Source organism: Phenylobacterium sp., assembly GCF_025934275.1.
GTDB lineage: Bacteria > Pseudomonadota > Alphaproteobacteria > Caulobacterales > Caulobacteraceae > Phenylobacterium.
On the sequence record NZ_JAICYI010000046.1, the window covers coordinates 1 to 18,196 of the forward strand.

General features: G+C 69.6%; 19 protein-coding genes. 4 read left to right on the plus strand and 15 right to left on the minus strand.

Features of this window, described 5'->3' with window-relative positions; translation table 11 throughout:
- On the plus strand, positions 1-2,075 hold a 2,075-nt coding region (uvrA, locus tag Q0W60_RS12235), incomplete at its 5' end, for an excinuclease ABC subunit UvrA (RefSeq protein WP_297695962.1).
- Positions 2,075-2,698 (plus strand): glutathione S-transferase family protein, encoded by a 624-nt coding sequence (locus Q0W60_RS12240; protein WP_366075611.1) that lies wholly within the window; start codon positions 2,075-2,077, stop codon positions 2,696-2,698. The genes uvrA and Q0W60_RS12240, both read left to right, overlap by 1 nt.
- Here the strand turns inward: Q0W60_RS12240 and Q0W60_RS12245 are convergent.
- Both Q0W60_RS12245 and Q0W60_RS12250 read right to left on the minus strand, forming a co-directional pair.
- Complete coding sequence (locus Q0W60_RS12245; RefSeq protein ID WP_297695964.1) at positions 2,695-3,519, minus strand: hypothetical protein; 825 nt, start codon at positions 3,517-3,519, stop codon at positions 2,695-2,697. The genes Q0W60_RS12240 and Q0W60_RS12245 overlap by 4 nt on opposite strands.
- A gap of 3 nt (positions 3,520-3,522) precedes the next feature.
- Entirely contained in the window at positions 3,523-4,401 is an 879-nt protein-coding gene (locus Q0W60_RS12250; protein ID WP_297695966.1) for a hypothetical protein, read from the minus strand.
- 130 nt (positions 4,402-4,531) lie between these two features.
- On the opposite strand from Q0W60_RS12250, the gene trmFO reads away from it, so the two are divergent.
- Positions 4,532-5,932, plus strand: a complete 1,401-nt coding sequence (trmFO, locus tag Q0W60_RS12255; protein WP_297695968.1) for a methylenetetrahydrofolate--tRNA-(uracil(54)-C(5))-methyltransferase (FADH(2)-oxidizing) TrmFO — start codon at positions 4,532-4,534, stop codon at positions 5,930-5,932.
- Positions 5,933-6,024: 92 nt separating this feature from the next.
- On the opposite strand, the gene Q0W60_RS12260 is transcribed toward trmFO, so the two are convergent.
- From Q0W60_RS12260 to yajC, 6 genes are all read right to left on the minus strand, one after another.
- Complete coding sequence (locus tag Q0W60_RS12260; RefSeq protein ID WP_297695970.1) at positions 6,025-6,702, minus strand: squalene/phytoene synthase family protein; 678 nt, start codon at positions 6,700-6,702, stop codon at positions 6,025-6,027.
- A 63-nt stretch (positions 6,703-6,765) separates the two neighbouring features.
- Complete coding sequence (locus Q0W60_RS12265) at positions 6,766-7,371, minus strand: urate hydroxylase PuuD (RefSeq protein WP_297695972.1); 606 nt, start codon at positions 7,369-7,371, stop codon at positions 6,766-6,768.
- Between the two features lie 77 nt (positions 7,372-7,448).
- Entirely contained in the window at positions 7,449-7,808 is a 360-nt protein-coding gene (locus tag Q0W60_RS12270; protein WP_297695974.1) for an Mth938-like domain-containing protein, read from the minus strand.
- Positions 7,809-7,815: 7 nt separating this feature from the next.
- Positions 7,816-8,796, minus strand: coding sequence for a protein translocase subunit SecF (gene secF / locus Q0W60_RS12275; RefSeq protein WP_297695976.1), 981 nt, complete (start codon positions 8,794-8,796; stop codon positions 7,816-7,818).
- A 13-nt stretch (positions 8,797-8,809) separates the two neighbouring features.
- Complete coding sequence (gene secD / locus Q0W60_RS12280; protein WP_297695978.1) at positions 8,810-10,414, minus strand: protein translocase subunit SecD; 1,605 nt, start codon at positions 10,412-10,414, stop codon at positions 8,810-8,812.
- Between the two features lie 15 nt (positions 10,415-10,429).
- Positions 10,430-10,780, minus strand: a complete 351-nt coding sequence (yajC, locus tag Q0W60_RS12285) for a preprotein translocase subunit YajC (protein WP_297695980.1) — start codon at positions 10,778-10,780, stop codon at positions 10,430-10,432.
- A gap of 117 nt (positions 10,781-10,897) precedes the next feature.
- Here yajC and Q0W60_RS12290 point away from each other — a divergent pair, with 117 nt between their 5' ends.
- A complete protein-coding gene (locus Q0W60_RS12290) occupies positions 10,898-11,737 on the plus strand; it encodes an ATP-binding protein (protein ID WP_297695982.1) in 840 nt (279 codons plus the stop codon).
- A gap of 122 nt (positions 11,738-11,859) precedes the next feature.
- On the opposite strand, the gene Q0W60_RS12295 is transcribed toward Q0W60_RS12290, so the two are convergent.
- From Q0W60_RS12295 to Q0W60_RS12325, 7 genes are all read right to left on the minus strand, one after another.
- A complete protein-coding gene (locus Q0W60_RS12295; protein ID WP_297695984.1) occupies positions 11,860-13,443 on the minus strand; it encodes a LysM peptidoglycan-binding domain-containing protein in 1,584 nt (527 codons plus the stop codon).
- 112 nt (positions 13,444-13,555) lie between these two features.
- Positions 13,556-14,206 carry a protein-L-isoaspartate(D-aspartate) O-methyltransferase gene (locus Q0W60_RS12300; protein ID WP_297696029.1) on the minus strand — a complete coding sequence of 217 codons (651 nt, stop codon included), beginning with the start codon at positions 14,204-14,206 and terminating at the stop codon, positions 13,556-13,558.
- A gap of 23 nt (positions 14,207-14,229) precedes the next feature.
- Positions 14,230-15,003, minus strand: coding sequence for a 5'/3'-nucleotidase SurE (gene surE, locus Q0W60_RS12305; RefSeq protein ID WP_297695987.1), 774 nt, complete (start codon positions 15,001-15,003; stop codon positions 14,230-14,232).
- Positions 15,000-16,340, minus strand: a complete 1,341-nt coding sequence (gene serS / locus Q0W60_RS12310; protein WP_297695989.1) for a serine--tRNA ligase — start codon at positions 16,338-16,340, stop codon at positions 15,000-15,002. Before serS ends, surE begins: the two co-directional genes overlap by 4 nt.
- A gap of 107 nt (positions 16,341-16,447) precedes the next feature.
- Positions 16,448-17,359 (minus strand): twin-arginine translocase subunit TatC, encoded by a 912-nt coding sequence (gene tatC / locus Q0W60_RS12315; protein WP_297695991.1) that lies wholly within the window; start codon positions 17,357-17,359, stop codon positions 16,448-16,450.
- Complete coding sequence (tatB, locus tag Q0W60_RS12320; RefSeq protein WP_297695993.1) at positions 17,356-17,868, minus strand: Sec-independent protein translocase protein TatB; 513 nt, start codon at positions 17,866-17,868, stop codon at positions 17,356-17,358. The genes tatC and tatB overlap by 4 nt, the downstream gene beginning before the upstream one ends.
- Positions 17,869-17,930: 62 nt before the next feature.
- A complete protein-coding gene (locus Q0W60_RS12325; protein WP_297695995.1) occupies positions 17,931-18,140 on the minus strand; it encodes a twin-arginine translocase TatA/TatE family subunit in 210 nt (69 codons plus the stop codon).
- Positions 18,141-18,196: the final 56 nt, after the last annotated feature.

Sequence of the window (18,196 nt, forward strand, 5' to 3'; positions counted from 1 at the left end):
CGCGGCTGTTCTCGTTCAACAACCCCTATGGCGCCTGCCCCGAATGTGGCGGCCTCGGCGTCGAGCAGCATGTCGACGAGGACCTCGTCAGTCCCGACAAGGAAATGACCTTGCGCAAGGGCGCGATCGCACCCTGGGCCAAGTCATCATCGCCCTATTACATCCAGACGCTCACCGCGCTCGGCAAATTCTACAAGTTCACGCTCGACACCAAATGGAAGGACCTGCCGAAGAAAACGCAGGCCGCGATCCTGCACGGCTCCGGCGAGGACGAGATCAAGTTCTCTTACGAGGACGGCGTCCGCTCCTACGACACCAAGAAGCCGTTCGAGGGCGTGATCACCAATATCGAGCGCCGCTATCGCGAGACCGAAAGCGAATGGGCACGCGAGGAGCTCGCCAAGTATTTCTCCGACGTGCCCTGCGCCGGCTGCCACGGTTTTCGCCTGAAGCCGGAGGCGCTCTGCGTCAAGGTCGGGGATAAGCATATCGGCGAGATCAGCGAGCTCTCGGTGAAGCGGGCCAGCGAATGGTTCGCGAGCGTGCCGGAGGCGTTGAACGCGCAGCAGACCGAGATCGCCACCCGCGTGCTCAAGGAAATCCGCGAGCGCCTCACCTTCCTGATCGATGTCGGCCTCAATTACCTGACGCTGTCGCGTTCGTCCGGCACCCTGTCCGGCGGCGAAAGCCAGCGCATCCGGCTCGCCTCGCAGATCGGCTCGGGGCTGACCGGCGTGCTCTATGTGCTGGACGAGCCCTCGATCGGCCTGCACCAGCGCGACAACTCGCGGCTGCTGGCCAGCCTCAAGGGCTTGCGCGACCTCGGCAACTCGGTGATCGTGGTGGAGCATGACGAGGAGGCGATCCTCACCGCCGACTACGTCATCGACATGGGCCCGGCCGCCGGCGTCCACGGCGGCGAGATCATCGCCGAGGGCAAGCCCGCCGACATCATGGCCGAGCCCCGGAGCCTGACCGGCCAGTACCTCTCCGGCGTGCGCGAGATCGAGGTCCCCGAGCTCCGCCGGCCGATCTCGAAGAGCAAGGTGCTGCGCGTGGTGGGCGCCTCCGGCAACAACCTGACGCAGGTGACCGCCGAGATCCCGGTCGGCACCTTCACCTGCGTGACCGGCGTCTCCGGCGGCGGCAAGTCCACCTTCACCATCGAGACGCTCTACAAGGCCGCGGCGCGGCGGCTGCACAACGCCTCCGACGCGCCGGCCCCCTACGAACGGATCGAGGGGCTGGAGAACTTCGACAAGGTCATCGACATCGACCAGTCGCCGATCGGGCGCACGCCGCGCTCGAACCCGGCGACGTACACCGGCGCCTTCCAGCCGATCCGCGACTGGTTCGCAGGCCTGCCGGAAGCCAAGGCGCGCGGCTACGGCCCGGGGCGCTTCTCGTTCAACGTCAAGGGCGGCCGCTGCGAGGCCTGCCAGGGCGACGGCCTGATCAAGATCGAGATGCACTTCCTGCCGGACGTCTACGTCACCTGCGACGTCTGCCACGGCCGGCGCTACAACCGCGAGACGTTGGAAATCCTGTTCAAAGGCAAGAACATCGCGGACGTTCTTGACATGACCGTCGAGGAAGGGGCCGAGTTCTTCAAGGCGGTCCCGCCGATCCGCGAGAAGATGGAGACGCTGAAGCGCGTCGGCCTGGGCTACATCAAGGTCGGCCAGCAGGCGACGACGCTGTCGGGCGGCGAGGCGCAGCGGGTGAAGCTCTCCAAGGAGCTCAGCCGGCGGGCGACCGGCAAGACGCTCTACATCCTGGACGAGCCCACCACCGGGCTGCACTTCGAAGACGTCAAGAAGCTTCTCGAGGTGCTGCACGAGCTGGTGGACCAGGGCAACACCGTGGTCGTCATCGAGCACAACCTCGACGTGGTGAAGACCGCCGACTGGATCGTCGACTTCGGGCCCGAGGGCGGGGACGGCGGCGGCGAGATCGTCGCGACCGGCTCGCCCGAGCAGGTGGCCGCCAACCCGAATAGCTGGACGGGCCGCTATTTGGCCGGCCTTCTGGAGCGACACCGCGAACGGCGCGGCGCTGCACGGAAGCGGGCCTGATGGCCCCTCACATGATCCTCTACGGCGCGCCGAATCCGGCTCCCAATCCCAGGCGGGTACGGATCTTCCTCGCGGAGAAGGGGATCGAGCTTGCCGAGACACCGCTCAACCTGATGACGCGGGAGCACAAGAGCCCTGAACACCGGGCGCGCAATTCGCTGGGCCAGGTGCCGACGCTGGTGCTGGACGACGGCACGGCAATCTCCGAGACGGTCGCCATCTGCCGTTACTTCGAGGAGATCCAGACCGATCCGCAGCTGTTCGGGAGCACGGCGGTGGAGAAGGCGCAGGTCGATATGTGGATCCGGCGCATCGAGTTCCAGGTGATGCAGCCGGTCGGGAACTTCTGGCGCCACGCCCATCTGCGCACGGCGGCCCTGCTCACGCAGTACAAGGACTTCGGAGAATCCAACCGCGCGGCGTACGGGAATGCGCTGAAGTGGCTGAACCGCGAGCTGGCCGACAATCCGTTCATCGCCGGCGACGCCTACTCCATGGCCGACATCTGCGCGCTCACGACCGTCGACTTCGCCGACTGGATCGGCCTCTCCGTGCCCGAGGACTTCGACAAGGTGACAGCCTGGCGCGGACGCGTCTCGGCGAGGCCGAGCGCAGCCGCCTAGGCTTCGCGCGCCGGGAGCGCCCGATAGACGGCGATCCAGGGGGCGATGCCGATCACCAGCCAGAACGGCGCGAGCAGCACCTGCACGGCGAGCTGAAGCACGTAACGTCCGGGGTGGGCCTGCATGGCTTCGACGCCCGACAGGTCCAGGTCGCTGAAGCCGGTGGCGGCGCCGCTCAGCAGGAACAGGGCGAACCAGACGATCACCGCCAGCAGCGCCGCGAAGCACAACAGCAACAGCGCCATGCCGACGAGCGACCAGAACTGACCGCGGGTGCGCCGCCATGACTCCGCAAGGCTGATGCGCCGCTCGGCGAAGGCGATCGGCGAGACCAGGCCCAGCCGCAGCAGCACGCCGTAGCCCCCGATCGCGCCGACGAAACCGACGAGCACGGCGAGCGCCGGCGAGGCGCGCGCCCCCAGCAGGATCACGCCGACCAAGAGGGCGGCGAGCAGCGCGGCGACCAGCGCGAGAAGCAGCAGAGCGCCCAACACCCGCAGCTCGTCACGGCCGATCCGCAGGTGCAGGAAGGCGGGCTCGTCAGGGCGGAGCTCGAGGCGCATGAGCCCGCAGATCAGCGTCACCTGCACGATGACCTCGCCTAAGCCCACGATCACCGCGCCGATCACCGCGCCAAGGGTGGAGGCGGCCTCGCGCGTGCCCGCGAACGGCATGGTCCCGACCAGCAGCACCACCATCGCCACGAACAGGGCGATGAGCATGACCAGGTTGAACAGCGACCAGCCGACCACCACGCGCCAGCGCGCGCCGATGACGCGAAACCCCTCGATCGCCGCATCGCTGGGCGAGAACGCCGCCATCCGTCAGCCAGAGCTTGGCTGGGCGGCCGGCGGCGCGGCGGGCGCGGCGGCGATGAGCTGCTGGTAGGCCACAGCCAGCGGCGAATAGACCATGATCACCTGCAGGATCGGTAGCAGCAGCTGGATCGCCAGGATCGCGACGAAGCCGACGAACGCCACCGGTCCCTGCACCGACTGCACGGCCTTCTCGCCGCCGGCGGTGGTGATGATCGCAAACCCGATGATGGTCACCAGCACCCAGACGATCAGATAGAAGATGATCGCCAGGACGATCATGCCCAGCAGGGGCCAGAAGTGACCGTTCGAGAGCCGCCAGGCGGGCGCGATGGCGACGCGGTGGGTGGCGAAGCTCATCGGGGTGGCCAGCGAGAGGCGCACGCCCAGCCAGATGGTGACGGCGAACACCGCGATTCCCACCAGCACGCCCGCGAGTGGCGAGGCGGTGTCGGCGAGCGCGGTCACGGCGAACCCGAAGGTCAGGCAGGCCATGCCGGCGGCGAACAGCAGCAGGTTGACCGCGGTCAGCCGCAGCTCGTCGCGGCCGAACCGCAGGTGCGCGAAGCCGTGCTCGGCCGGCCGCAGGACCAGCCGGTAGATGCCGGACATCACCACCGAGAACAGCACCACGGTGAGCACGACGATCAGCAGGAAGGCCGGCAGCGAGCTCGCCAGCATGGCGCCGATCTCTTCCGGATCGCGACTGAGCAGCTGGCCCTTCTTGGCGAGGTCGATGAAGTGCGGATCGAGGCTCGCCATCATGACCAGCGCGATGACCAGGATGCCGACGAAGTAGAGGCCGCTCCAGGCCAGCACCGTGCCCGGGCGCTCCCGGGTGAGGCGGAAGCCCTCCAGGGCGGCGTCACTCGCCGAAAACCGGTTCATCCTCGTCCCTCGCCCGACCCCGTCGCTGCAACGAGTCGGTCCCCCCTTCGGGTCCTAAGCTTGGTGAGGAGGCCCCGGGCGTGCAAGGCCCCGCTCGCGATCAAGAAGGATCGTTGCTAGTTAGCCACGCATGAGCATCAGACCCGTGCATGTGGTGGGCGGCGGCCTGGCCGGCTCCGAGGCGGCCTGGCAGATCGCCGCCGCGGGCGCGCCGGTGGTGCTGCACGAGATGCGCCCGGTGCGCACGACCGACGCGCACCAGACCGACCGGCTGGCCGAGCTGGTCTGCTCCAACTCGTTCCGCGCCGATGACTGGACGGGCAACGCCGTTGGCCTGCTGCACGCCGAGATGCGCCGGCTGGGGTCCGTCGTCATGGCGGCGGCGGACGCCTGCCAGGTGCCGGCCGGCGGCGCGCTCGCCGTGGACCGCGAGGGGTTCGCGGCCGCGGTCACCGCGCGGCTCACGGCCCATCCCCTGGTCACCGTCGCCCGCGAGGAGATCGCCGGCCTGCCGCCAGCCGACTGGGACAGCGTGATCGTCGCGACCGGGCCCCTCACCTCGCGCGCCCTGGCCGAGGCGATCCTGACGCTCACCGGCGAAGATCAGCTCGCCTTCTTCGACGCCATCGCCCCGATCGTGCACCTGGAGAGCATCGACATGGGCGTCGCCTGGCGACAGTCGCGCTACGACAAGGCGGGCCCCGGCGGCGATGCGGCCGCCTACATCAACTGCCCGATGGACAGGGCGCAGTACGAGACCTTCGTCGAGGCCCTGCTCGCCGGGCCCAAGGCCGAGTTCAAGGACTGGGAGCACGTGCCCTACTTCGACGGCTGCCTGCCGATCGAGGTGATGGCCGAACGCGGGCGCGAGACGCTGCGGCACGGGCCGATGAAGCCGGTCGGGCTGACCAACGCCCACCGCCCCGCCGACAAGCCCTATGCTGTGGTGCAGCTGCGGCAGGACAATGCGCTCGGCACGCTGTGGAACATGGTCGGCTTCCAGACCAAGCTGAAGCACGGCGCCCAGACCGAAATCTTCCGCATGATCCCCGGGCTGGAGAAGGCGGTGTTCGCCAGGCTGGGCGGCCTGCACCGCAACACCTTCCTCAATTCGCCGCGGCTGCTGGACGGGCGCCTGCGCCTGCGGGCCGATCCACGCCTGCGCTTCGCCGGCCAGGTGACCGGCGTCGAGGGCTATGTGGAAAGCGCCGCCGTCGGGCTGATCGCCGGACGGCTCGCCGCCGCCGAGCGGCTCGGACGGGCGCTCGATCCGCCGCCGCCGACCACGGCGATCGGCGCGCTGATCGCCCACATCACCGGCGGCCACCTGCCGGCGGGCAGCGGCTCCTTCCAGCCGATGAACATCAACTACGGCCTGCTGCCGCCGCTGGAAGCGCCGCGCCATGGACCGGACGGCGGGCGCCTGCCGGCCAAGGAACGCGGCCGCGCCAAAAAGCGGCTGATCGGCGAGCGGGCGCTGGCGGACCTGGAGCGGTGGACCGGCCAGCGGGCGCTCGAACCGGCGGAATGACCCCGCTCATTCCCGCGGAGGCGGGAATCCATGCAGCGATCGTGCGGCTCAGAATCGGGCTGGGTCCCCGCCTAACGCGGGGACGAGCGGAGTCATATCCGGCCGCGCGCCACGGCCCAGGTGAGACGGAGGCGCTTGGAGAGCGGCGAGGCGGCCGGACACGCGGCGAGCGCCGCATGGGCGACGGCCGGGAAGGCGGCTGGGCTCAGGCGGCAGACGGCCGCGCGGGCCTCGCCCAGAGTCCGGGCGACAAGTGGCGCGAGTGACGGCGTGTCCGCGGTCTTGCGGCCGAGCGCCCAGGCCGCGCCGGCCAGCCGGGCGGCAGGAGCGTCTGCGGCGGGATCGAGGATGCGGGCGGCGAGCTCGGCGACGTCGCCGCCGGCTTCGTGGGCCCAGGCGAGTGCGGCGGGCTCATCCGCGAGCGAACCATCCAGTTCGCGCGCCCGAGCCTCGATGATCGCTTCGAGCCGCGCCCGGTCCAGGTTCCGACGCCCAACCACATCGGCGAGCGCGAGCGCGGTGGGGTGCCTACGCACCGGCCGGCCCTCGAAGATCTCGTCCAACGCCTCGCGCCACCAGGTCAGCCGGATCTCGCCGATCAGCGGATTGGAGGCGACGCGCAGCGCGCGGGCCAGCTCGTGGTCGAAGGCGTAAAGCGCGATCAGGTCCGCGCGAACCTGGGCGTGGGTGACGAAGCGGCTCGACATCCAGCGGTCCGGATCCACGCGGCGGATCAAGGCGTCGAGGTCGTCTTGCGGCTCGTCGTCCATCGCTCAAGAGCAAAAAGGCCCGCCGGACGGGCGGGCCTTCGCTAGTCCAGATCGCCGGCCGCGTCAGCCGAAGATCGTCTGGTTCATGGTCATGCAGACCAGCATCGGGATCGACAGGAAGGTGTTGATCCGCGAGGCGACCATGCCGCGCGTGGCGGCCGACGCCTTGGCCGCCGCGTCGGCGTCAACGAGGCCGAGCGAGATCTTCTGCGCCGGCCAGATGACGAACCACACGTTGAAGGCCATGATCAGGCCCAGCCACATGCCGAGCCCGATGAAGCTGTGGCCCGGCGCGCTGAAGCCCTCGGTCGCGCCCAGGGTCAGCGCCTGGACGATGTAGCCGCGGTCCCAGGCCAGGATCAGGCCCATCAGCACGGTGAAGGCCGCGCTCCAGCGGAACCAGAACAGCGCCTCCGGGGCGATGTACTTGGAGACCGCCGGCTTCAGCTCGGCCGGGATCTCCGGCATCTTCCGGGTCTGCACGAAGTTGAAGTACCAGAGCAGGCCGATCCACATGACCCCCGCGATCACGTGCAGCCAGCGGAACACCGCCTGCCAGAAGATCGCGTCGAACGACCCGTAATGCATGCGGTAGCCCGCGATGATCACCAGCGCGACGATAAAGCTGACGATCATGGTGTTGCGCAGGTTCGACAAGAACGCCGCCATGGAACTGCCTCCCGATTCCGACCCAGGGAGTCAGGTATAGGTCGATTTGACGCGGGCCGGAAGCCTAAGGCGAAGGTTCACACCGCGATCAGGGCGGCGGCCAGCCGTCGGCCTTCCGAGGTGAGCACGTTGTAGAGCTTCGCGGCGGCCGGAGTGTCCATGAACTCGAGCCCTATGCCGGACGCGAGGAGCGCCTGGCGGATCTCGCGCGATGGCGGCGCATTGGCCGGGCCCACCCCCAACAGCAGGAACTCGACCTGCTCGCGCCCGGCTTCGAGCACCGGCGCGAGGCTCTGTGGCGTGGCCTCGATGAGCGTGCGGGGCGGCCAGCTCCGCGCCTGGTCGGCCACGATCAGCAGCGAACCCGCATGCCACGCGCCGGAGAGGCGGAAGCCGCCGGCCCCGTAGGAGTCGATCGAAGGAGCGCTGCGGGCCATGGCGGACCTACCGCCGATAGGCGCCAGCCCCGCCCGGCGGCTTGATCGGCTCGGGCTCCTCCTCGCCGCGCTTGACGCCCCAGAGCAGGATCACCGGCGCGGCGATGTAGATCGACGAATAGGTGCCGATCGCGATGCCGAACAGCATGATGATCGAGAGATCCCGCAGCGACGGCCCGCCGAACACCCAGAGGGCCACCAGGGCAAGGACCGCGGTGAAGCTGGTGATGATCGTCCGGGTCAGCATCTCGTTGATCGACATGTCGATCACCTCGCCCATCGGCATGCGCTTGTACTTGCGCAGGTTCTCGCGGAACCGGTCGAACACGACCACGGTGTCGTTCATCGAGTAGCCGATGATCGTCAGGATCGCGGCCACCGCCTGCAGGCTGAATTCGATGCGGGTGATGGCGATCAGGCCGAAGGTCAGGAACACGTCGTGGAACAGGGCCGCCACGGCGCCCAGGCCGAACTGCAGCTCGAAGCGGAACCAGATGTAGAGCAGCATCAGGAAGATGGCGCCGCCGAGCGCCAGGATGCCCGATCGCAGCAGCTCGCCCGAGACCTTCGGCCCGACCACGTCCGTGCGGGTGAACTTCACCGGCGAGATGGTCTGGGCGATGCGCGCCTTCACCGCGTCGGCCGTCTGGCTGGCGCTGGCGCCCTGCGGCGTCTGGAACCGGACCATGGCCGAGGACGGCGTGCCGAAGCCCTGCACCTGCACGTCGCCGAGGTTCATCGCCGACAGCACGGCGCGCACCTTGCCGAGATCGGCGGGTCGCGGCGCGGTGGTGAGTTCGAGCACCGTGCCGCCCTTGAAGTCGATGCCGCAGGCGAGCCCGCCGCACGGCGGCTGGAACGGCGTCAGCGCGATGTAGAGCGAGGCGATGATCGCCAGCACCGACAGGCTCGAGAAGTACTTGGCCAGCCGGACGAACTTGAAGTGCGTGCGGACCGGCAGGATCTTGACGAGAGGCCAGAATTTCATGCGCTCGGCCTCCTCAAGCGATCGGCAGGATCTTGGGCCGCGCGGCCCGGAACCACCAGCCGAGCAGCACCTGGCTGACCAGCACCGCCGAGAACACCGTCGTCAGCACCCCGATGGACAGCGTCCAGGCGAAGCCTTTCACCGGGCCGGAGCCGAACTGGAACAGGATCAAGGCCGACAGGAGGTGGGTGATGTTGGCGTCCATGATGGTCGCCATGGCGCGGGCGAAGCCCGCGTCCATCGAGGCGATCAGGCTGCGGCCGGCCCGCAGCTCGTCGCGCATGCGCTCGTAGATCAGCACGTTGGCGTCGACGGCGACCGCGAGGGTCAGGATCAATCCCGCGATGCCCGGCAAGGTGAGCGTCGCCTGGGTGAAGCTCATGATGCCGATGATCATCAGCCCGTTGACCACCAGGCCGATGATGGAGACCCCGCCGAACAGGAACCCATAGATCGCGATCATGAAGACCACGGTCGCGGCCAGGCCGACGACGGCGGAGACCGTGCCGGCCTTGACCGCATCGGCGCCCAACTCGGCGCCTACGGTGCGCTGCTCCTGGACGACCAGCCGGGTCGGCAGCGCGCCGGCGCGCAGCAGCACCGCGAGGTCGTTGGCGCTCTGCGGCGTGAAATGGCCGGAGATGCGGCCCGAGCCGCCGGTGATTGGCGTCTGGATGACCGGCGCGGAGATCACCTTCTTGTCCAGCACGATGGCGAAGCGCTTGTTGAGGTTCTGGGTGGTCACTTCGCCGAAGCGGCGTGAGCCGACGCCATTCAGGCGGAATTCCACCTCGGGCTGACCGGTCTGGGAATCGAAGGCGGCCTGGGCGTTGGTCAGCATGGTGCCGTCGACCAGGGAGCGCTTGCGCAGCACGTAGGCGGGCGCGACCTCGTCGGCGGACGGCAGCAGCTCGTCGCCCGGCGGGATGCGGCCGGCCTGGACGTCGGCCGGCGAGGCGCTCTCGTCGACCATCTGGAAGGTGAGCTTGGCGGTCTGGCCGATGATGTTCTTCAGCCGCTCCGGGTCGCTCTCGCCAGGCACCTGGATGAAGATCCGGTTGGTCCCCTGGCGGGTGATGTCCGGCTCCTTGGTGCCGAGCTGGTCGATGCGGCGGCGGACGATCTCGATCGACTGCTCCACGGCCTTCGCCGCTTCGGCCTTGAAAGCCTCGGGCACGAAAGCGATGCGCAGCCGCTGGTCGGGCTGGGTGGCGATGGTGATTTCCTGGCCGCCCGCCGCCCCGGGCAGCGGCGTGCCCAGCGCGCGCCGAAGGACGTTCTGCGCCGCCGGAATCTGCGACGGATTGGTGATCCGCACCTGAATGCCGCCGTTCACCTGGCCGAGGTCGGTGAACGGGATCTGCTCGCTGGTCAGGTTGGTGCGGACGTCCTCGAGCATGTTGGTGAGGCGCTCGGTCATCAGCGCGTTGGTGTCGACTTCCAACAGCAGCGACGAGCCGCCCTGCAGGTCGAGGCCGAGGTGCAGCGTCTGCCTCGGCAGGAATCCAGGCAGCGCCGCGAGCGCGCCGGCTGGCAGCAGGTTGGGCAGAGTGAACAAAAGGCCCAGCGCCGTCGCCAGGGCGACGATGAGCACCTTCCAGCGCGACAGCTCCATCATCGGCGGCGCGGCGCCCTAGCGCTTCGAATCGTTGGCCGGCGCGGGCTCGCCACGCGCCCGGACCTCGGAGATCATGCTCTTGACGACCTTGACCGTGACACCGGTGGCGACCTCGACGCCCACTTCTTTGTCCTCCACGCGAACCACCTTGCCGATCACGCCGGACGGCAGCACCACCGTGTCGCCGCGCTTGAGGCCCGCGACCATGTCCTGGTGCTGACGCATCCGCCGCTGCTGCGGCCGGATCATCAGGAAGTAGAAGAGCACCATGATGGCGACGAGCGGCAGGACCTGCATCAGGATGCCCGGACCCCCTCCCGCGCCTGTGGCGCCGGCGGCTTGGGCGAAGGCGGGGGTAGCGAACATAGTCTCTCCGCGTGGCGTCGACGGTCGGTCTGAGGGCCCCCGTCCAAAGGTCGGCGGAAGCTATGGCTTCCGCCCTGGTTTTGCAATGCAACCCGGCGGGCGCTAAGGCCTCCGGCGATGGACCGCGAGCTCGAGCCTGTTCTGACCCGCATCGCCGAGGCGCTGGAGCGGCTGCGCCCGCCGACCCCGGCGGCGCCGGACTTCGCGCTCGCCCGCCTGTTCCGCCATGAGCCGCGCAGCAACGCCTTCCGCCCGGCCCCCGACTATCCGCTGCCGCTGGCGAGCCTGATGGGCGTGGAGCGGCAGAAGGACCGCTTCGTCGAGAACCTGCAGCGCTTCGCCGCGGCCCTGCCCGCGAACCACGCCCTGCTCTGGGGCGTGCGCGGGACCGGCAAGAGCTCGCTCGCCAAGGCCGCCTTCATGGCGGTCAGCGAGACCGCCGCCGATCTCAAGCTGGTGGAGGTGGACCGCGACCAGGTCACCGCGCTGCCCGACCTCTTCGATCTGCTGCGCGCCCGGCCCGAACGGTTCGTGGTGCTCTGCGACGATCTGTCTTTCGAGGAGGGGGCGGCGGCCGCCAAGGCGCTGAAGTCGGCGCTGGAAGGCGGCGTCTCCGGGCCGCCGGCGAACGTGCTGTTCGTGGCCACCTCCAACCGCCGCCACCTGATGCCCCGGGGGCACGGCGAGGATCGCGGCCTGATCGCCACGGCCGAGGACGCCGAGGAAGAGGTCAGCGTCTCGGACCGCTTCGGGCTGTGGATCGGCTTCCCGCCGATGGACCAGGCGACCTACCTCGCCGCAGTCGCGGGCTATGCCGACCGCTACGGTCTGGAAACCGACGACCTGGAGCGCCGCGCGCTGCAGTGGGCCCAGACCCGCGGCGCCCGCTCGGGACGCGTCGCCTGGCAGTTCATCCGTGACCTGGCCGGGGAGCTCGGAAAACCGCTGCCGCTTTAGTCATAGAGATGGTGCCCCTCAGGGAGAGCGGTCGCAGATCGACTGAGGGGGGTTCATCCGCCCAGTCCGCGACCTTCAACCCACTCCGGCCCTTTGGGCCAGCTCCCCCTGGGGGAGGCGCTTTATTGCGGCAGCACCAGCTTGGGATCGATCGGGCGGGCGCGATCGGCGGGGTTGGCGGCGTAGCGCACCTCGAAGTGCAGCTGAGGCTCTGCGAGGCCGCCGGTCTGGCCGGCCTGGCCGATCTCCTGACCCTGAAGCACCTTCTGCTGCATCTTCACCTCGATGCGCGAGAGGTGCGCATAGGCGGTGACCCAGCCGTCGGCGTGCTTGAGCAGCACGAGGTTGCCGAAGCCGGGCACCTGGTCGCCTGCGTAGACCACCTCGCCCGCCGCGGCCGCCCGCACCGGCGCCCCGTCCGTGGCGCGGATGTTGATCCCGTCGTTGCGCTGGCCGGTCGGCTTGGGGCCGAAGTCGGAGACGATGTCGCCGCGCAACGGCCAGAGGAACTTGCCGCGGCCGAGCTCGGTGATCTGGGCGTCGGTGGGCGCGCTCGTGGGCGGCGGCGCGACGGCCGGGGGGCTGGTCGCGGGAGGCGGCGTGTAGGGCCGCGGCGCGGTCGGGACGTAGGGACGGGGCGTGGTCGGCGTCTCGCTGGGCGCCGGCGTCGCAAGCCGAGGCGTCGGTTCCGGCGCGCGGATGGTCGTCGTGAGCGGGCCGTGGTCTCGGTAGCCCTCCGGCAGCCGCAGCCTCTGGCCGGTGTGGATGGTCGCGACGCGGCCCATGCCGTTCGCCGCGCGCAGCGCCTCGGCGCTCACCCCGAAACGCCGGGAGATGGCGTAGATGGTGTCGCCGGGTCCGACCACATAGGCCTTGGCCGGCTCGCCGCCGGGCGCCCTCAGCACCTGACCGGGATGGATCCGCGAGCGGCGAAGGTGGTTCGCCCGCTTCAGCTCCGCCACGCCGACATCCAGCTTGTGGGCGATCTTCTCCAGCGTGTCGCCCTTCTTGACCCGGTAAGTCCGCCCGGCGCCTTCGACCTCCACGAGCCGGCCGGTGACCGAGCGGCTGACCAGCGAACGGCCGTCCTCCGCAGCCCTTTCCTCCTGGTCCGCGGCCGGGGCGATCCGGCTGTGGCTGCGCGTGCGCCGGGAGCCTCGGGCTTCTTCCTCGCCGCCGCGGTCGCGGAAGCCTTCCGGCAGCCGGACCTGCTGGCCGGCGCGGATCCTAGGATGCCGGGTGAAGCCGTTCTCGGCGCGGATCGCCGTCTCGGAGACGCCGAACCGCTGCGCGATTCGGCCCAGGGTGTCGCCGGAGCGCGCCACATAGGCGTGCGCGGTCTCGCCGGGGCCCTTGAGCACCTGGCCGGCGCGGATCATCGAGCCGCGGATGTGGTTGGCCCGCTTCAGCTCGGCCACGTCGACGCCGAGCTGGTCGGCGGCCTTCTGCAGGCTGTCGCCCTTTTTGACCGTGTAGGTCGAGCCCGGCGTGGTGATCTCGATCACCCGGCCGCTCGCGCCCTTGCCGCCGGCGTCGGCCTGATCATCGGCGTCAGCCGAAGCCGCCTGCCGGTGGTGGTGGTGCGCCGTCCGGTGGGCCGCAGCGTGATGCCGATGATGCCGGGCCGCCTGAGCCGGCAGGGCGCTCACGCATAGCGCGGTGGAGGCGAACAGGGCCAAGACCGATCTTGCCAGGATTTGCGTCATGGCCGCTCCCGAAATGGCGGTTGGAGAAGGAATCAATTTCGGCGCGGGGGGAGTTTGGCGGATGGGTCCGCGCGAAACCACCCGCAAAGCGCCGCAGCAGGGGCCGGAGGGCTCAAAGCTCCTTCGCCACGCCGTCGAGCAGGGGCACGAAGCGGACCTCGGCCAGCGTCTCGACCGCAAAGCCCCCCCTGCCGTCGCCGGTGTAGCGCCGGAGGCTCTGGACCGGCCCCTTGCCGATCGGCGCGACCAGGACGCCGTTCGGCTTCAGCTGCGACAGCAAGGCTTTCGGCTCCGACGGCGCCGCCGCAGTGACCATAATGCGGTCGAAAGGCGCCTGCTCCGGCCAGCCCTTGCCGCCGTCGCCGAACTTGGTGATCACGTTGGTGAGCCCGAGCGCCTGGAAGCGGCCCTCCGCCTCGCGCAGCAAGGTGCGGTAGCGCTCGACCGTGTAGACCAGCCGGGCGAGCTTGGAGAGGATCGTCGTCTGGTAGCCGGAACCCGCCCCGATCTCGAGCACCCGCGCGCGCGGCTCCAGCTTCAGCGCCTGGGTCATCAGGCCGACGATGAACGGCTGGCTTATCGTCTGGCCGCAGGCGATGGGGAGGGCGGAATCCTCCCAGGCGCGCTCCTTGAAAAGGTCGGGGGTGAAGACCTCGCGCGGCGTCGTTTCGATGGCCGAGAGCACCTTCGGATCCGTGACGCCCTGGGAACGCAGGGTGAGGATCAGCCGCGCGAGCTGCGCGCTCTCGCCCTCCGGGGCCATGGGGTTGTCGCCCTCGCCGCCCATCAGAGCGCCGGCGGCGGCCCGCCCAGCACCTTCTTGAGGTCGTGGACGGTGGGCTGATGGGTCAGGTCGATGTGCAGCGGGGTGACCGAGATGCGGCCCTCGTAGAGCGCCCGCAGGTCAGTGCCCTCCGGCGAGCTCGAGCGGGTCTGGCGGAAGCCGACCCAATAGTAGTCGCGCCCGCGCAGGTCGGTGCGCTTCTCGGCCATGCGGATGTGGGCGTCGCGGAAGCCCTGGCGGGTGACTTCCACCTCCGCGATCTCGGCCGGCGCGCGGTTCGGGAAGTTGATGTTGAGCACCACGTCGCCCGGCCAGCCGATCTCCACGAGCCGGGCGATCACGCCCGGCGCATGCGTCTCCGCCGCCTCGAACGTCGCCCCGGGCTCGTAGAAGCCCATCTGCGACAGGGCGATGCCGGGCACGCCCAGCGCCATGGCCTCGATGGCCCCGGCCACCGTGCCGGACATGGTGACATCCTCGGCGAGGTTGGCGCCGCGGTTGACGCCCGACAGCACGAGGTCCGGGCGCGGCCCCGGCACCAGCTCATGCACGCCCAGCATGACGCAGTCGGTGGGCGTGCCGGTGGTGGTGAACTTGCGCTCGCTGATCTGGCGCACGCGGATCGGCTCGGCGAGCGTGAGCGCCCGGCTCGCGCCCGACTGCTCGTACTCCGGCGCGCAGACCCAGACGTCCTCCGAGAGCCGGGCCGCGATCCGCTCCAGCGCCGCCAGCCCCTCCGCGTGGATGCCGTCATCGTTGGTGAGGAGGATCCTCACCCCTGGCCCCCGATATGCGTCATGCCGGGCAGGTAGGGATGAAGGGCCTGCGGGATGGCGATGCGCCCGCCCTCGTCCTGATAGTTCTCCATGACCGCGACCAGCGTGCGGCCGACGGCGAGGCCGGAGCCGTTGAGCGTGTGCACGAACCGGGTGCCCTTCTCGCCCGATTTCTTGGCGCGGGCGTCCATGCGGCGGGCCTGGAAGTCGCCGCAGTTCGAGCAGGAACTGATCTCGCGGTAGCGGTCCTCCGACGGGATCCAGACCTCCAGGTCGTAGGTCTTGCGGGCTGAGAACCCCATGTCGCCGGCGCAGAGCAGCATGGTGCGGAACGGCAGATCCAGGCGCTTCAGGACGGCTTCCGCACAGCCGACCATCCGCTCGTGTTCCTCGGCCGACTGCTCGGGCGCGGTGATCGAGACCAGCTCCACCTTGTTGAACTGGTGCTGGCGGATCATGCCGCGGGTGTCCTTGCCCGAGGCGCCGGCCTCGGCGCGGAAGCACGGCGTGAGCGCCGTGAGCCTGAAGGGCATGTCCTCTTCGGGCGTGATCTGCTCGCGCACGAGGTTGGTCAGCGAAACCTCGGCCGTCGGGATCATCCAGCGCAGCTCCGGCGCCGCCGCCCATTCGCCCGGCGCGACCGCTCGGGCCGTCTCGAGGCCCGGGAAGGCCGCGAACTGGTCGTCAGAAAACTTCGGCAGCTGGCCGGTGCCGAACATGGTCTCGCTGCGGACCATGAGCGGCGGGGCGACCTCGAGGTAGCCGTGCTCGCGGGTCTGCAGGTCGAGCATGAATTGGCCGAGCGCCCGCTCGAGGCGCGCGAGCTCGCCTTTCAGCACCACGAAGCGGGATCCGCTCATCCGCGCGGCCGCCTCGAAGTCCATCAGCCCGAGCGCCTCGCCGAGGCTCTGGTGGTCCTTGGCGCTCTTGATCGCGAACGGCTCGCCCCTGCGGCGGACCTCGACATTGTCGTGCTCGTCGCGGCCCGCCGGCACGTCCGGCGCTGGAATATTGGGCAGGCCCTCCAGCAGCGCCTTCAGGAGCTCGTCCGCCTCGCGGCCCGCCTCCGTCTGCCTCTCGAGCGTCGTCTTGAGCGTCTCGACGTGGGCCATGAGACGGGTCGCCTCCGCCTCGTCCTTCTGGGCCTTGGCCTGGCCGATCTTCTTGGAGGCCTCGTTGCGCTCGGCCTGCGCCGCCTGCAGCGCCGTCTGCGCGGCGCGCAGCTGGCCGTCGAGGTCGAGGATCTGGGCCACGATCCGGGCGCCGGAGAGGCCCTTCGCGTCCCAGGCTTTCTGGTAAAGCTCGGGATCGTCGCGAATGGCTCGGATGTCGTGCATGGCGGCCGCGGAAGGGGTTGGAGGCGGCCCTCTCTAGAGCGCGTCGGCGGGGGCGCCAACCCGTCATCCCCGAGCCGGGATCGCCGGCCTGAATCGGGCGGCGGCGGTCAGACCGGAGCCGCGGCGTCCTGGCGGGCGCGCTTGCGCTCGATCAGCTTCACGCAGCCGATGGAGACGAAATAGAGCGCGACGATGGGCAGCGCGAGCAGGGTCATGCTGATGGGGTCTGGCGGGGTGACGATCGCCGCCGCCACGACGATGCCGGCGACCGCGAAGCGCCAGCCCTTGAACAGCATGCCGGCGTTGACCATGCCGGCCATGGCCAAGAGCGTCAGCACCACCGGCAGCTGGAAGAACAGCCCGAAGCAGAGCACCAGCGTGGTCACCAGGCCGAAGTAGTCCTCGACCTTTGGCATCAGCTGCACGGAGATCCCGGTCGTGCCCACGATCTGCTGCGAATAGGAGAACCACAGCAGGCACGGCAGGATCAGGTAGTAGACCATGGCGGCGCCCACGGCGAAGAGCACCGGGGCCGCCAGGAGGAACGGCAGAAAGGCCTTGCGCTCGCGCCTGTAGAGGCCGGGCGCCACGAAGGCGTAGACCTGCCAGGCGAGAAGGGGGAAGGCCAGCACGAGGCCCCCGAAGGCCGCCAGCTTGACCTTGGTGAAGAAGACCTCCAGCGGAGCCGTCGCGATCAAGCCGGTGACCTGGCCCTTGGGCGGCGGCAGCTGAAGCACGCCGATCAGCGCCAGGATCATGTTCTTCGCGCCGGTCAGCAGCCCAGCGAGGTCAAATCCTTCCGCATGATTCGCCTGCCGGATCGCCAACAGCTGCGTGGCGATCTTGAAGGGGTGCAGCAGGAACTCGAGCAGCGGCGTCGCAAAGAAGAAGCAGATCACGAAGCCGACGAAGATCGCCGCGATCGAGACGATCAGCCGCCGGCGCAGCTCGATCAGGTGATCGAGCAGCGGCGCGCGCGAGGCCTCGATCTCGGCGGCTTCGGGATCGACGTCGCTCACGAGGCCGACCCGCCCTTCCGGGTTCGCGGCTTGGCGGCGGGCTTGGTTGGAGCCGCCTTCGCCGCGCCCGAAGAGGCGCTGGCCGCCTTGGCCACGGTCTTCTTCGCCCTGGGTTTCGGTTTCGGCGCGGGGACGCCGGACGCCGGCTCCGGCGGCGGCGGCGCGGTCTCTTGCGAGAACTGGTAGCTCATCGGCGGGTGGAGCTGGACGCCCGCGTCGGTGAGACCCTGGTGGATGTCGTCGAGCGTTCGGGTCATCTCCGGCGTCTGGCCGGCGATCTCGGCGAGCTGGCCGTGGCGAAGCGCCTGGACCTCCTTGCGCAGCTCGTCGAGCTCGGACTGGCGGGCCATCTCGTCGAAACTGGCGCGGAACTCCGCCGCCATGCCGCGCATCCGGCCCATGAACTGGCCGAGCCGACGCAGCAGAATGGGCAGGTCCTTGGGCCCCACAACCACCAGCGCCACGACGGCGGCGATCATGAGCTCGAGGGTCTTTCCTTCGAGGAACATGGCGCTGGCCTTAGCGCGCTTTCAGCGGAAGGGGAACGCGGGGTGACAAGCGCGCGGGCGCGTCAGCTGCGGGCCTTGTCCTTCTCGGATTCCTTGGGGAGCGGCTTGGCCTCGGCGGACTGGGGCTCGTCATCGCCCTTCAGGCCCTCGCGGAAGGCGCGGATGCCTTTGGCGGTGTCGCCCATGATCCCGGAGATCTTGCCCCGGCCGCCGAACAGCAGCGCAAGGAGGCCCACGGCGATGATGATGTGCCAGATCGAAAAAGAACCCATCTCGTAGTAACTCCTTGAGCGTCCCGCGGAGCCACCGTGCCGCCGCGCCCGCAAAT